Here is a 14,274-nt window from a genome sequence, read left to right as displayed (position 1 = left end):
GGGAGTCGGGGGGCAGGGCCGGGGCCCGGTGTCCGCCCGCGGCCGGGACGGTGGTGTTCGGGCGGTGGCCGGACGGTGTTCACGTGGCGACGGGACGGCGTTCGGACGGTGTTCGTGCAGCGTTCATACGTCGGAACGGGACCGTATCGTCGCAACGTGAGCGTAGGCCGAGGGGACGACGGAACGCAACCGTTTCGTCGTCACGCCCTATGCTGTCCGCATGACGACGAACGCCGACGGCCCCCAGCCGCGTCCGCGCCGCCGTGCCCCCGCAGGTGCGGCGGTGCTCCGCGAGGACGTGACGGAAGCCATCCGGGCGGCCGTCTTCGAGGAGCTGGCCGCGGTCGGCTACGCGCGCATGTCGATCGAGGGCATCGCCCGCCGCGCGGGGGTCGGCAAGACCGCCGTCTACCGCCGCTGGCGCTCCAAGCTGCACCTGGTGCTGGACATCGTCTCGGCGATCGCGGTGCAGGGCCTGCCGGCACCGGACACCGGCTCGCTGGAGTCGGATCTGCGGCTGCTGTACGAGGTGACCTCCCGTGCCCTGCGGCACCCGGTCGCCTCACAGGTGGTCCCCGACCTCCAGGCGGAGGCGGCGCGCAACCCGGAGATCGCCGAGGCGTTGCGGAAGGCGCTGCGGGACGGACAGGACGGCGTCGCCCTGACGGTCGTGGCGGCGGCGGAGCAGCGGGGCGAGGTCCGCGCCGGCCTCGACCACGAGCTGGCCCTCGACCTCATCTCGGGCCCCCTCTACTGGCGCGCGGTCGTCATCCGCAGCCCGAAGCTCCCCAAGGGTTACCTGGCGGCGCTCTCCCGTGCGACCGCCGAAGCGCTCAAGGCACTCTGACCCCTCTCCGCGGCCCCGGCCACCCGGCCTCACTTCACTCGCACGGGGACCCGTGAACCGCCGGGCCCGCCCCTCGGGCGGGTACCCAGGCCCTGCGAACGCCGTCAGTGCCGCGCGGCCTCCGGGTGCTGCCGTACCCAGCCCTCCCACGCGGACGTGATCATGTCCTGGACGTCGTGCCTGGCCTTCCAGCCCAGTTCGGCGGCGGCGCGGTCGGCGGAGGCGACGACGCGGGCCGGGTCGCCGGGGCGGCGCGCGGTGACGGTCGCGGGGCGGTCGTGACCGGTGATCGCGGTGATCCGGTCGATCATCTCCCGGACCGAGACCCCCTCGCCGCGCCCGATGTTGAGGGTGAGGTCGCGGCCGGGCCGCGTCCCCAGCGCGCGGGCCGCCGCCACGTGGGCCTCGGCCACGTCGACGACGTGGATGTAGTCCCGTACGCAGGTGCCGTCCGGCGTCGGGTAGTCGTCGCCGAAGACGCGCGGGGCCGCGCCCCCGGTGAGCCTCTCGAAGACCATGGGGACGAGGTTGCAGACGCCGGTGTCGGCCAGTTCGGGGGAGGCCGCGCCCGCCACGTTGAAATAGCGCAGGGACGCGGTGGACAGGCCCGCGGCCCGGCCGGTGGCGCGCACCAGCCACTCGCCGGCCAGCTTGGTCTCGCCGTACGGCGACATCGGGGCGCAGGGTGTGTCCTCGCGCACCAGGTCCACGTCGGGCATGCCGTACACCGCGGCCGAGGAGGAGAACACGAAGGACGGCACTCCGGCCGCGGTCACCGCCTCCAGGAGGACGCGCAGGCCCTCCACGTTCTCCCGGTAGTAGTGCAGCGGCCGGTCCACCGACTCGTCGACCTGCTTCTTCGCGGCGAGGTGCACCACCCCGGTGATCCCGTGCCCGGCGAGCACCTCGTCCAGCCGCCCCCGGTCGAGGGTCGACCCCGCCTCCAGCGGCACGCCGGGCGGGACGCGCCCGGCGATCCCGGTGGACAGGTCGTCGTAGACGACGGCGCGTTCGCCGGCCTCGGTCATGGCACGGACGACGTGCGCCCCGATGTATCCGGCGCCGCCGGTGATCAGCCAGCTCATGTGCGGCCGTCCCCTCTCAGTCGGCGGCGCCCGTGGCGGCCCGCCGGGTGTGCCCGGCCTCCAGTGAAACAGGCCTGAGCTCCCCGGGTGACCCGGAGGTGACGCGCCGTAGCCGGACGAGGGACAGGACGGCGGCCGTGCCGAGCAGTCCGTTGCGGGCGGCCATCAGGGCGCAGCCGACGGGGGTGCTCGCCGCGACCTCGTCGTACAGAGTGGGGTACACCAGCGCCGTGACGGCGGCCGCGGCCACGAGCAGCGCGGCGACGGGGCGCTGTGAGGTCCGCCGGGAGGTCAGGCAGACGGCGGCCAGGCCGAGCAGCCAGACGAGGTACTGAGGGCTGAGCACCCGGCTGGTGACGGTGAAGAGCAGCACGGCGGTCAGCGCCGCGTCGTACGGCGTCGCCTCGGTCCCGTGCCGCGCGGTCAGCCGCCAGTGCAGCAGGACTCCGAAGGCGACGGCGGTGAGGGCGAGGGAGGCGGTCGCCACCGCGTCCACGTACGGGCCGGTGAACTCCAGCGCCCCGTACCGATACCCCGCCCGCCCCGGCCACCCCGCGTGCGTGGCGAGGCTCAGCAGAGTGCCGCCGAAGGACTCGATCTGCACGCCCCGGCCGCCCTGCTGGCGCAGGAAGGCCAAGGGGTGGGCGAAGGTGAGGGCGAGGACGCCCAGGGCGGCGGCTCCGGCGACCGCCGCCGCACCCCACGCCCGCCGGGTCGCCCGTCCCCTCGGCGTCCCGGCCAGCACCAGCACGGGCCACACCTTCACCAGGGCGCCCAGCGCGGCGAAGGCCCCGCCCGCGCGCGGGGAGCGCGCGAGCGTCAGCAGGGAGAGGACGGCCAGGGCGGTGGCCAGCACGTCGTAGCGGACCAGCGGCACGTGCAGCAGCAGGGGCAGCCCCAGCGTCCACAAGGCCGCCCCGAGCAGCGTGCGGCCCTCGCGCGTCCCCGCCCGGGCCAGTGCCGCCAGGACCAGGGCGTCCGCGGCCAGGGTGAGGAGCACGAACGCCTGGAGGTAGTCCAGCCCGGGCAGCAGCGTGGGCGACAGCAGCACCGGGCCGGCGCCCGGCGGGTACTGCCACAGCTTGTCGTCCGCCGGGAAGGTGCCCTGCGCCAGGACGCCGGCCCAGTTGCGGTACAGCCGCCACACCTCCCGCGCGACCGGGATGCCCCCCAGCTGCGGAGCGGCGTCGTGGAGGAGGAGCCAGAGCATCAGGGCGCGGGTGGCGAGCCAGGCGGCGGCGAGGCCGTGGAGGCGGCGGCGGGTCGTCAGGGGCATCGGCGGGGTGTCCTCGGCAGGGGGGCGGCCGGGCGGGGGTCTCGTACGCCGGTCATGTATGCCCCGCCGCGGGCCCTTCCCCGGGAACACCCCCCTATCGGGGTGTCACGGGCGCGTCGCCGTCTCCGCCGCGATCGCCGCGTCCAGCGCGCCGGTCAGCCGGTCGAGGCGGTCCCGCAGGGCGTTGATCTCGTCGAGGTCGCAGCCCGTGGCGGCGGCGATCCGGCGCGGCACCTCCACGGCGCGTTCGCGCAGGGCGGCGCCGTCCCCGGTGAGCCGGACCTCCACGGAGCGCTCGTCGCGGGCGCTGCGCTCGCGGAGCACCAGGCCGGCCGCCTCCAGCCGCTTGAGCAGCGGGGAGAGGGTGCCGGAGTCGAGCCGCAGCCGTTCGCCGAGCTTCTTCACGGGCTGGTCGCCGTCCTCCCAGAGGACCAGCATCACCAGGTACTGCGGGTAGGTGAGCCCGAGGTCCTTGAGGACGACGCGGTAGACGCCGTTGAAGGCGCGCGCGGCGGCGTTCAGCGAGAAGCAGATCTGGCGGTCGAGGCGGAGCCAGTCGTCCGCGGGCGTGCTGGTCATGGTTCCAGGGTAGCTCTTGCGGTCCATTTAGTTGTGCACAACTTAATTGTGTGCTCTACTTCTGGTCGTAAGGCGGCGCCCGTACCGGACCGCCGACCCGACCCAGAGAGGGATGGTTCTCCCATGGACGCGCTCTACACCGCTGTCGCCACCGCCACCCACGGCCGCGAGGGCCGCGCCGTCTCCTCCGACGGCACGCTGGACCTGCCGCTGGCCATGCCGGTGCAGCTCGGCGGCAACGGCCAGGGCACCAACCCCGAGCAGCTCTTCGCCGCCGGGTACGCCGCCTGCTTCGGCAGCGCCCTCGGCCTCGTCGGCCGCCAGGCCAAGGTGGACGTCAGCGACGCCGCGGTGACCGCCGAGGTCGGCATCGGCAAGCAGGGCGAGGGCTTCGCGCTCGCCGTCACCCTGCGCGTCGAGCTGCCCGACACCGTGGACGAGGCCACCGGCCGCAAGCTGGTCGAGCAGGCCCACCAGGTCTGCCCGTACTCCAACGCCACCCGCGGCAACATCCCGGTCGACCTCGTCATCGAGTAGTCCCCCACGGGCCACGCCCCGGCGCGGCGCCCGTCACCCCGGGAGCCGCGCCAGCACCTCCCCCGTCCGCCGGCTCCACGCCACCACCACCGCCTCCTCGGGCACCTCGCGCCAGCGCGTCAGCAGCAGCCAGCGCACCCGGTGGCGGCGGGCGAGGGCGGTGCGCTCGGCACGGGTCGCCGACGGGTCTAGGTACGCCCGCACATCGGCGACCCGGCGCAGCCGCTCCCGTTCGTCCACCGCCGCGTCCGGCCAGGTCGGCGCGGCCAGGTTCGCCCCGTACCCGGCGATCGCGTGCACCGCCCAGTAGCCGTCGGTGATCACCACATCGCCCCGCCGGATATGCCGGGCGGCCCAGTCGTACGACGGCCAGCTCGGCGGCCGCGCGAAACCGACCGGGTCCAGCGAACGCGGCACCACCGCCCCCGCCTGCACGGTGAGGAACCCGGCGCAGGCCCCGGCCGCCGTGACCACGGCCAGCACGCGCCGCCACACCGGCCACGGCCGGGGCGCCGCCAGCTCCACGGCCAGCGCGAACTGCGGCGGCACCAGGGTGAGACCGAGGATGCGCCCGTAGGTGTAGTGGCCGCTGAACCAGCCGTACGCCACCACCGCCGCCTCCAGCGCGAACATCAGCACCAGCGGATCGCGCCACGCCGTCCGCCGAGCCCGCAGCCACAGCGCGGGCAGCCCGATCAGCGCCAGCCCGAACTGCCCGGCGAGGTCCCCGTACAGCCGCCGGTGCATGGCGTCCACGCTGGTGTCGCCGGTCAGCGCGAAGACGTCGAAGTACGGCCACGCCGCACCGGCCAGCAGCGCCGTGCCGCCGGTCAGCGCCCACCGGGCGGCCACGGCCGGGTTCCGGCCCCGCTGCCACCCCGCCACCAGGGCGAGTCCGCCGAGGACCGCCGCCACCGAGGTGATCGGGTGGACCAGCAGAATCAGCCCGTACAGCGCGCCCAGCCCGGCGTAGCCGGCCAGGCCCGGCAGTCCGCTGGGTCCCACGAACCGCACCGGCCGCCCGTCCCGGGCCCGCGCCCCCGTCCAGGCCCACGCCCAGAAGGTCAGCCCGATCGCGAACGCCGACGGGTAGGGCAGCGTGCCCGTCATCGACATCAGCCCCAGATACCCGCTCCACCAGGCCCGCTCGACACCCCACAGCAGCGTCATCGCGGCCAGCGCCAGCACCGGCGCCCACGGACGGGGCGTCAGCACCCGCACGAAACGGTTCAGGCCGGTCAGCAGCACCAGCAGGTTCAGCGGCCCGGCGAGCCGCACCGCCTCCCAGCCGCCGAACCCGGTCAGCCGGGCGAGGGCGCCCTGGGCGACGGCGTAGGGCGAGTAGTAGGGGCTGCCCGCGCCCGGAAGGTCCGCCGTGGGGTGGCGCGGGTGCAGCAGGTCGTCCTTGAGCCGTTCGACGACCGCCGCGTGCTGTCCGGCGTCGCAGCACAGCGGCACCCGCCAGTACGCCAGCGACATCACCAGCCAGAACAGGAAGCCGGCGACCTGGTACGGGGTGGGCCGCCAGACCCGGCCGCGCAGCGCCGTGGCACCGCGCGGGGTCCGCCGGACGAGGACTCCGGCGCTCATCGAGTCGAGTGGTGGGCAGGCGTATGCGGCACCTGCCGTATCTTCCCGCCGCGGTCAACGGCATGACCTGGGCTCACCGCATCGAGTGAGCCCGTTCGGAGTGCCCCTGCGCCGGCACGGCCACCGGCCGCCGCAGCACCGCGTCCAGCAGCAGCGGCACCCCCACCACCGGCAGCAGCCAGGCCAGCACGATCAGCCGCTCCCCCCAGATGCCGATGTCCGGGTGCCCGGCCTGGGTGAGGATCCCCGTGAACGCCGCCGCGGCCAGGAACACCCCGAACGCGGGCCGCCGCGCCGCACCCCACGCCCCCGCCGCGAGCGCCGCGAGGAACAGCGGCTGCCACAGCTGCCGGCGCAGCCACTCCATCCAGAAGTTCCCCTGGAGCTGCCAGAACTCCGGCCAGGGATCGGCGCGGTCCGGCCGCGCGAAGTGATGGGTCAGCAGGTCCTGCACACTGTCGGCGGTCGACGGGTACCCCAGCAGCCTCGCCAGCAGCACCGTCAGCACGGTCGCGGCCAGCCCGGCCGCCGCCACCGCGAGCACCCCGCGCCCCGGCGGCCGGCCCCGCCGCCACCGCCGTACGGCGATCAGCGTGGCCGCCGCCGCCAGGCACACCCCGAGGAACAGCGCCTGGGAGTGCTTGACGGTGAACAGCGCGGCGAGCGACCCGCCGACCAGCACCAGCCCGGCCCGGACGTGGCGCCCGCCGAGGACCAGCGCGCACCCCCACACCGCCGCCAGCGTCAGCGCCAGCATCAGACCCTCGGTCATGGGCCGCATGGCGGTCGTGCCGACCGGCAGGACGTAGTAGAGGCCCTGCCCGGTCAGGCACAGCGCCGACGGCACCCGCAGCGACCGCAGCACCAGGAAGACCAGCACCCCGCCCGCCGCCGCGACCACCACGCTCGCCGTCCACACCCCCCACACCACGCCGAACAGGGACACGAACGGCAGCAGGAACACCGGGTAGCCGGGCCGCGCCTCGAAGATCCGCATGAAGCGCTCCGGCATGTACGGCACGGTGTGCCCGCCGGTCTGCCCCGCCCTCAGCCGCCGCTCCACGACCCGCCACTCGTCGGCGCCGCACCTCTCGCGCACCGCGGGCGCCGGGTCGGGCCGGTGGAAGCGGACCACGTGCACGTTCTGCGCGCGGTGGGCCAGCGCGGCCCGGCCCGCGCACACGTAGTCGATGGTCGCGGCGGCGGCCTCCCGCTTGGAGTCCCCGCGCAGACTGAGCGCGTACGACAGGTAGTTCTTGGTGTCGGGGGTGTCCCGGCCGGTGACGTTCGCCAGCTGGAGCACGGCGAACACCGCGGCCAGGAGGAGCACGCGGGTGCGCGGCCGCCAGGCCCGGGGTCGCAGCCGGGTCACGAGGTGGTGAGCACGTCGTGGTCACAGGCGGCGGGGCTCGGCAGCGATACCCGCCCCGGTGTCCACGCCTCCTCGCCCAGCATCAGCGTCCGCACCACCCGCTCGGCGGCGCGGCCGTCGTCGTACTCGCAGAACCGCTCCCGGAAGGCGGCCCGCAGCCGCCCCCCCTCCTGGTCCCGCCAGGTGCCCGAGGCGAACAGCCAGGCCAGCTCCCGGTAGGTGCGCGAGACATGGCCCGGCGGTTCGGCGGTGATGTCGAAGTAGGCGCCGCGGCTCGCCGCGTACGCCGTCCAGTCGTCGGCGTGGATCACGATCGGGCGGTCCAGGTTGGCGTAGTCGAACATCAGGGCGGAGTAGTCGGTGACCAGGACGTCGGAGGCGAGCATCAGCTCCTCGACGTGCGGCTCGTCGGTGGCGTCGACGAGCACGCCCCGCCGGTGCAGGTCCGTCAGGCCCATCCCGCGGGCGTGACCGCCGGCGAGCGACGGGTGCAGCCGGACCACCAGGGTGTGGCCGTCGCCGAGGTCCCCGGCGAACCGGGCCAGGTCGATCCGCTCGACGTGGCCGCCGCGCCGGTACTCACGGCGGGTCGGCGCGTACAGCACCACCGTGTGGTCCTCCGGGATGCCCAGCCGCGCCCGGGTCCCGGCGCCCGCGCCGGGACCCGCGTTCACCAGCACGTCGTTGCGCGGGCTGCCGGAGCGCAGCGAGGTGAAGTGGCAGGGGAACGCCCGCTCCCACACCAGCTCCGAGTGCCGGTTGGCGACCAGGCTGTAGTCCCAGCGGTCGGCGCGCCACAGCATCTTCGGCACGTCGAGACCGTGCCGGGCGCCCGGCTTGCCGAGCAGGTCCGCGCCCATGTACTTCAGCGGGGTGCCCTGGTGGGTGTGGATGTGGACGGTGCCGGGGCGCTTGGTGAGCCCGCCCGGCCAGTTGACGTTGTTGACGAAGTACGTGGCCCGCGCGGTGACCCGCTCGTAGGCGGCCGAGCCCAGCAGCACGTGCTCCACGTCCGGCGGCAGCAGCGCGGCCGTCTCCTCGTCCTTGACCACCCACACCCCGCGCATCCGCGGGGCCACCTCGCGGGCCGCGCGGTGGATCGCCGCCGGGTCGCCGAGCACCCCGCGGTGCGAGAACGCCGAGTACACGGCGAGGTCCGGGTCCAGGGGGCGGCGCACGAGCAGCGCCGAGCGGGCCCGGCGCACCCGTCCGGCCGCCACCGCCCGCACCCGCTCGGCCCGCCGCTCCAGCGCCCGCCCGGCCCGCGCCGCCTGCCGCCGGGCCACATAGCCGGCGTAGCCGCCCTCCAGCACCCGGTGCTCCTCGGCGACCGTGAGGCCGTCGGGCTTGTGCGTGCGGAACATCTCGGCCGTACGGCGGAAGAACTCGCCCTTGTCCGAGGGGGGCAGCCGGTCCGGCTTGGCGAGGATGTCCAGGCAGTGCTCGGCCATCTTGGCGTGCAGGAAGCCCCGCCAGGTGTGCAGCTCGGGATGGTCGTCGAGATACGCGAAGACCCGCTCGTACTGCTCGTGGATGTCGAAGTGCTTGCGGCTGGTGGTGGACAGGATGTTGCCCTGGCGGCGCTGCCGGTACTCGACGCAGACGCGGTCCAGCGCGGCCATCCGCCCCGCGCTGAGCATCACCGGGAACGTCCACGGCGTGTCCTCGTAGTAGCCGGGCGGGAAGGCGAAGCCGTGCCGCTCGACGAAGTCCCGGCGGTAGACCTTGTTCCACACCACCATCAGCAGGTCCAGCACCTCGGGCCGTTCGGCGGCGGTGAACGTGCCCGCGTCCGCCGCCGCGCCCAGCACGGGCGCCAGCGCGTTGCGGCGGGTGCCGCCCCACCAGTAGGTGCGGACGTAGTCGAAGATCAGCACGTCCGGGTCGCCCGTCCCGGCCAGCCGGTCGGCCATCGCGCGCAGCGCGCCCGGCGTCAGGGTGTCGTCGCTGTCGAGGAAGAACAGGTAGTCGCCGGTGGCGTGGGGCATGCCCGCGTTGCGGGCCCGGCCGAGTCCGACGTTCTCCGGCAGGTGCACGGCCTTCACCCGCGCATCACGCGCCGCGTACTCGTCGAGTATCGCGCCGCAGCCGTCCGGCGAGCGGTCGTCGACGGCGATCACCTCGATGTCGCGGAACGACTGCCCCAGGACCGAGTCCAGGCACTCGCGCAGGAAGCCCTGCACCTTGTAACACGGGAGGATGATGCTGAAGCGGGGCACGTCAGCTCCTGACGAGGGTCGTCGCGGCGGGGGCGGGGACGCGTTCGGCGAGCGGGACCACCGGGGGGATCGACTCCGGCGGCTCGCCGAGGAAGACCCGGCGCACCACCCGCTCGGCGGCGCGCCCGTCGTCGAACTCGCAGAACCGCTCCCGGAAGGCGGCCCGCAGCCGCGCGGACTCCCCGCCCGCCCAGGAGCCGTCCCGGAAGATCCGCGCCAGTTCCTCCGCGGTGCGCGCGACCGGTCCCGGCGGGGACTGCAGCAGGTCGAAGTACACGCCCCGCGTCTCCCGGTAGACCTCCCAGTCGTCGGCGTACACGACGATCGGCCGGTCCAGGTTGGCGTAGTCGAACATGATCGACGAGTAGTCGGTGACCAGCGCGTCGGCGGCCAGGCAGACGTCCTCCGAGGAGCGGTGCGAGGTGACGTCGATGATCCGGCCCGAGGCCCGGGTGCGGCCCCGGTCGTAGAAGTAGTGGGCGCGCAGCAGCACCACGACGTCCTCCCCGGCCGCCTCGCAGAACGCCTCCAGGTCCAGGCCGGCCTCGAAGCCGGTGTGCCAGTCGCGGTGGGTGGGTGCGTAGAGCACGGCCGTCGCCCCCTCCGGCACGCCCAGCTCCCGGCGCACCCGGACCACGTCCTCGGCGGTCGCCGTGTAGTACACGTCGTTGCGCGGGTAGCCGTACTCCAGGTGCTCGTAGGAGCCCGGGAAGGCCCGCTCCCACATCTGCGTGGAGTGGGTGTTGGAGGAGAGGTTGTAGTCCCAGCGGTCCACCCGGCCCAGCAGCTTGGCGAAGCTGCCGGTCCGCGCCGCCACCACCGGGTACGTCGCCTGGTCGACGCCCATCTTCTTCAGCGGTGTGCCGTGCTGCGTCTGCAGGTGCACGCTGCCGGGGCGCTTGACCACGCCCTCGGCGAAGTTGGCGTTGTTCACCAGGTACGTGGCGCGGGCCAGCACGTCCCAGGAGCGGCGGCTGCCGATCACCGCGTGCTCGACGCCCTCCGGCACGGCGTGCGCCTGGCCGGCCTCCACCAGGAACACCGACCGGATGTGCGGGGCCAGTTCGCGGAGCTTGGCGTGGATCGCGGCCGGGTTGCAGGCGTAGCCGCGCCCCCAGTACGCGCAGAACACCGCCAGGTTCGGATCCAGCGGGCGGCGCAGCCGGCGGCGGTAGAACAGCCGGGTGCGCAGTCCGCGCGGGCGCGGCAGCCGCGCCCCGGCCCGCACCGCCGCCTCCTTGGCGCCGCGCAGCAGCCGGAACACCGGGTACGCGCCCGTCGCGAGCAGCCGGTGCTGCAGGCCGAGGCTGCCGCCCGGGGGGCGGTGCCCGGCCGGGCGGTGGCGCCGGTACAGTCGGCCCGCCCGGCGGAAGAAGGCGCGGCGGTGGCGCGCGGGCAGCCGCCGCGGGTGCCCGGCGGTCTTCAGGACCGCGGCGAAGAGCTGGTCGAACAGGGCGTGCGCCCGCTCCGCGGACAGCCGCGGGGCCAGCGCCAGCGCCCGTTCGGTCTGGTCGAGGAGTTCCGTGTGGTGCTCGCCGGGCAGGCACAGCCGGTTGCCCTGCCGCCGCACGTGATGCCGTGCCACGCTCTCGCGCAGCACGGCGACCCGCTCCGCCCGGGCCATCACCGCCGTGCCGAAGCCGATGTCCGTGAAGTGCCCCGCGGGGAAGGAGACGGCGTGCTCGGCGAGGAAGGCCCGCCGGTAGGCCGCGGCCCACGCGGGCGACTGGACCCCGGTCAGCTCCGGCGCGCGGTCCGGGTGGAAGACCCCGGACGGGGCCCGGGCGAGCAGCGGCTGCGCGGGCTGCGTGGGCTCGCCCTCCCACCAGGGGACGCGCTCGTAGGCGAAGAGCAGGACGTCCGGGTCGCCGGTGTCCGCCAGGCGCGCGTGCAGCGCGGCCAGCGCGCCCGGCAGCAGGATGTCGTCACCGTCGAGGAACAGCAGGTACGCGCCGGTCGCCGCCCGCATCCCGGCGCCGCGCGCCCCGGCCAGACCGGCCGACGGCGGTGAGTGGACCGGCGCCACCCGGGAGTCCCGCCGGGCGTGGGCGGCGGCGACGTCCGCCGCCAGGGAGCCGGGCCCGTCGCACACCGGGATCAGTTCGAAGTCGCCGAAGGACTGTGCGAGGACCGAGTCCAGCGCCTGGGCCAGCCGGCCCGCGACCCCATGGGACGGGACGATGATGCTGAAGCGGGGCATTCTGCTCTTTCCGTGGTCGTGCCGGTCCTGGTCGGACGGGAGGCCCGCGCCGCGGACCGTGTGCAACACGGCCGGGCCGCCCCGCGGGCCGCCACGTGGGCGGCCGGGACGGGGCCGGCCGCGACGAACCGCGGGGCATGCGAACTCCCGGAAGGTGCAACGGTCATCGGCGTCCGTCGGTGACGGTGAGCGGGCCAGAAGGTTGCGGCACGCTGGTCAGCGGGGTGCCCGGCCGCTCGGCGGCGGCCGACGGCACCGGCCGGCGTTCGGCGAGCGGGATCACCGGCGGCAGCGACTCCGGCGGCTCGCCCAGCAGCACGTGGCGCACCACCCGCTCGGCGGCCCGCCCGTCGTCGTACGGGCAGAACCGCTCGCGGAACGCGGCGCGCAGCCGGTTGGAGCGGGAGCCGCGCCAGTGGCCGGCGGCGAAGACGCCGATCAGCTCGTCCTCGCTTCGCGCCACCGGGCCCGGCGGGAAGGCCCGCAGGTCGAAGTAGGTGCCGCGGGCCGCCCGGTAGGCCGCCCAGTCGTCGTCGGGGCTGTGGATCACGATCGGCCGGTCCAGGTTGGCGTAGTCGAACATGATCGACGAGTAGTCGGTCACCAGGACGTCCGAGGCCAGGCACAGCGACTCGACGCTCGGGTGGCCGGTGACGTCGACGACCCGGCCGCCGCTCGCGACAAGCGGGCCGCCGTGCCGGGCGTGGGCGCGGGCCAGGACGACGAACCGCGGTCCGAGGCGCCGCACGACCCGCTCCAGGTCGAGAGCGGTGCCCTGGGTGCGGCGGTGGTCGCGGTGGGTCGGCGCGTACAGGATCGCCACCGAGCCCTCCGGGACGCCCAGCGACTCGCGCAGCCGGGCCACGTCCGCCGGGGTCGCCCGCTGGAAGACGTCGTTGCGGGGGTAGCCGTACTCCAGCGTGGCGTACCGGCCCGGGTAGACGCGCTCCCAGGTCAGCGTGGTGTGGCGGTTGGCGGACAGCACGTAGTCCCAGGTGTCGACGTCGTCCAGGAGCCGCGCGAAGTCCGTGCCGCCGGCCGCCGCCGGGCGTTCCTGGAGGTCGAGGCCCATGTGCTTCAGGGGGGTGCCCCGCCGCGTCTGCACGAAGACCTGCCCGGTGCGCTTCACCGCGCGGTCGCCGAGACCGGCGTCGGACACCAGGTACCTGGCGCGGGCCAGGGCCGTCCAGTACGCGGCGGTGCCCGGGGTCAGGCGGCGGGTGCCGGGCGGGATCGTGTGGTGGTGCTCGGGGCGGGCGATCCACGCGGTGCGCACGTGCGGGGCGAGGGTGCGGACCGCGGCCTCCAGCGCGCCCGGGTTGCCGCCGTACCCGGCGTACCGGGAGGCGGCGAACACGGCCCGGTCGGCCTGGAGGGGCAGCAGCCGCTGGACCCGGTAGTGCAGCCGCAGCGCGCCGGTCCGGCAGGCCCGGGCCAGGTGCCGGGCCAGGCGTGCGGTACGGCGGCGGGCGGCAAGCAGCAGGTGCAGGGCGCGGAAGGTGCGGTGCGCGCCGAACCGGACGACCGCGTGCCGCAGGCGCACGCGGGGCGGGACCTGGGCGCCGACGGGCGCGCCTTCCCGGCCGGGGGACGCGGGGAGCCCGGGGGAGCGGTAGCGGCGGTAGTGGGCGCGGGCCCGGCGCAGGAACGCGGCGCGGCTGCCGCGCGGCAGCCGGTCCGGCTTGCGGTACACCAGCGTCAGGTGGTCGACCATGCGGTGGAACAGCAGCGGGCGCCACGGCGCCAGGTCCGGGTGCGCGTCGAGGTAGGCGAACACGCGGTCGTACTGGTCGAAGATGTCGAAGTGCCGGTCGCTGGTGGTGGACAGGATGCTGCCCCGGCGGCGCTGCCGGTAGTGCACGCAGACCCGGTCGAGGGTGGCGATCGTCCCCGCCGCCAGCATCACCGGGTACGTCCAGGGCGTGTCCTCGTAGTAGCCGGGCGGGAAGGCGAAGCCCTCCCGCTCCACGAACTCCCGCCGGTACGCCTTGTTCCACGCCACCATCAGCAACTCCAGCAGACCCGGCCGGTCCGCCAGCCGGAACGGCGCCGGGCCCTGCTCGGTGAGCCGGCCGGCCGCCTTGTTGCGGACCGCCTCGCCGGTCCAGTACGTGCGGGCGTAGTCGTAGACCAGGACGTCCGGATCACCGGTCTCCTTCAGCCGGTCGGCGACCGCGCGCAGGGCGTCCGGGGTGAGGGTGTCGTCGGAGTCCAGGAAGACCAGGTAGTCACCGGTGGCCTGCGCCATCCCCGCGTTGCGGGCGGCACCGAGACCGACGTTGCGCTCCAGGTGGACGGCCTTCACACGCGGGTCGCGGGCCGCGAACTCGTCGATGATCTCGCCGCTGGCGTCCGGTGAGCGGTCGTCCACCGCGATCAGTTCGAGGTCGGGGTACGACTGGGTGAGCACCGATTCCAGGCACTCGTGCAGGTACGCCTGAACCCGGTACGCGGGGACGATGACACTGAACCTGGGCAAGGGGGCATCCAAGGGTCGGCGGGACAGCTCGGGCGTTCTGCCCGGCAACGGCCCTGGACGCGAAGGGGTTACGGTCCGTACGGCATGTGG

General features: G+C 74.9%; 10 protein-coding genes. 2 read left to right on the top strand and 8 right to left on the bottom strand.

Annotation, left to right across the window (positions count from 1 at the left end; translation table 11 throughout):
• Positions 1-220: 220 nt before the first annotated feature.
• Positions 221-847 carry a TetR/AcrR family transcriptional regulator gene (locus SGLAU_RS13410; RefSeq protein WP_043501347.1) on the top strand — a complete coding sequence of 209 codons (627 nt, stop codon included), beginning with the start codon at positions 221-223 and terminating at the stop codon, positions 845-847.
• Positions 848-951: 104 nt separating this feature from the next.
• Here the strand turns inward: SGLAU_RS13410 and galE are convergent, their stop codons facing one another.
• The 3 genes from galE to SGLAU_RS13395 form a co-directional block, all read right to left on the bottom strand.
• The gene (gene galE, locus SGLAU_RS13405) at positions 952-1,932 is read right to left on the bottom strand and encodes a UDP-glucose 4-epimerase GalE (RefSeq protein WP_043501346.1); all 981 of its coding nucleotides are present in this window, start codon (positions 1,930-1,932) and stop codon (positions 952-954) included.
• A 16-nt stretch (positions 1,933-1,948) separates the two neighbouring features.
• Positions 1,949-3,208: a glycosyltransferase 87 family protein gene (locus SGLAU_RS13400; RefSeq protein WP_052413742.1), complete on the bottom strand. Its 1,260-nt coding sequence runs from the start codon at positions 3,206-3,208 to the stop codon at positions 1,949-1,951.
• Between the two features lie 105 nt (positions 3,209-3,313).
• A complete protein-coding gene (locus tag SGLAU_RS13395; RefSeq protein ID WP_043501344.1) occupies positions 3,314-3,787 on the bottom strand; it encodes a MarR family winged helix-turn-helix transcriptional regulator in 474 nt (157 codons plus the stop codon).
• 123 nt (positions 3,788-3,910) lie between these two features.
• Between SGLAU_RS13395 and SGLAU_RS13390 the strand changes: the two genes are divergently transcribed.
• A complete protein-coding gene (locus tag SGLAU_RS13390) occupies positions 3,911-4,324 on the top strand; it encodes an organic hydroperoxide resistance protein (protein ID WP_043501343.1) in 414 nt (137 codons plus the stop codon).
• 33 nt (positions 4,325-4,357) lie between these two features.
• Here the strand turns inward: SGLAU_RS13390 and SGLAU_RS13385 are convergent, their stop codons facing one another.
• The 5 genes from SGLAU_RS13385 to SGLAU_RS13365 all read right to left on the bottom strand — a co-directional run bounded on the left by SGLAU_RS13385 (position 4,358) and on the right by SGLAU_RS13365 (position 14,184).
• Entirely contained in the window at positions 4,358-5,914 is a 1,557-nt protein-coding gene (locus SGLAU_RS13385; RefSeq protein ID WP_043501341.1) for a hypothetical protein, read from the bottom strand.
• 73 nt (positions 5,915-5,987) lie between these two features.
• A complete protein-coding gene (locus SGLAU_RS13380; RefSeq protein ID WP_043506591.1) occupies positions 5,988-7,277 on the bottom strand; it encodes a hypothetical protein in 1,290 nt (429 codons plus the stop codon).
• A gap of 5 nt (positions 7,278-7,282) precedes the next feature.
• Positions 7,283-9,505 carry a bifunctional glycosyltransferase/CDP-glycerol:glycerophosphate glycerophosphotransferase gene (locus SGLAU_RS13375; RefSeq protein WP_043501339.1) on the bottom strand — a complete coding sequence of 741 codons (2,223 nt, stop codon included), beginning with the start codon at positions 9,503-9,505 and terminating at the stop codon, positions 7,283-7,285.
• A gap of 1 nt (position 9,506) precedes the next feature.
• Positions 9,507-11,705: a bifunctional glycosyltransferase/CDP-glycerol:glycerophosphate glycerophosphotransferase gene (locus SGLAU_RS13370; protein ID WP_043501338.1), complete on the bottom strand. Its 2,199-nt coding sequence runs from the start codon at positions 11,703-11,705 to the stop codon at positions 9,507-9,509.
• A 163-nt stretch (positions 11,706-11,868) separates the two neighbouring features.
• Entirely contained in the window at positions 11,869-14,184 is a 2,316-nt protein-coding gene (locus tag SGLAU_RS13365; RefSeq protein WP_043501335.1) for a bifunctional glycosyltransferase family 2 protein/CDP-glycerol:glycerophosphate glycerophosphotransferase, read from the bottom strand.
• Between the last annotated feature and the right edge of the window lie 90 nt (positions 14,185-14,274).

This window comes from Streptomyces glaucescens (assembly GCF_000761215.1).
Lineage (GTDB): Bacteria > Actinomycetota > Actinomycetes > Streptomycetales > Streptomycetaceae > Streptomyces > Streptomyces glaucescens_B.
The sequence above is the reverse complement of the archived record's forward strand: the minus strand, read 5'-3'. Positions and strand labels throughout refer to the sequence as shown.

What these genes read in the sequence shown, in the direction of transcription:
- SGLAU_RS13410 (WP_043501347.1), top strand. Translation starts at nt 221, where the DNA reads ATGACGACGAACGCCGACGGCCCCCAGCCGCGTCCGCGCCGCCGTGCC.
- SGLAU_RS13370 (WP_043501338.1), bottom strand. Translation starts at nt 11,705, where the DNA reads ATGCCCCGCTTCAGCATCATCGTCCCGTCCCATGGGGTCGCGGGCCGG.
- SGLAU_RS13385 (WP_043501341.1), bottom strand. Translation starts at nt 5,914, where the DNA reads ATGAGCGCCGGAGTCCTCGTCCGGCGGACCCCGCGCGGTGCCACGGCG.
- SGLAU_RS13390 (WP_043501343.1), top strand. Translation starts at nt 3,911, where the DNA reads ATGGACGCGCTCTACACCGCTGTCGCCACCGCCACCCACGGCCGCGAG.
- galE (WP_043501346.1), bottom strand. Translation starts at nt 1,932, where the DNA reads ATGAGCTGGCTGATCACCGGCGGCGCCGGATACATCGGGGCGCACGTC.
- SGLAU_RS13400 (WP_052413742.1), bottom strand. Translation starts at nt 3,208, where the DNA reads ATGCCCCTGACGACCCGCCGCCGCCTCCACGGCCTCGCCGCCGCCTGG.
- SGLAU_RS13395 (WP_043501344.1), bottom strand. Translation starts at nt 3,787, where the DNA reads ATGACCAGCACGCCCGCGGACGACTGGCTCCGCCTCGACCGCCAGATC.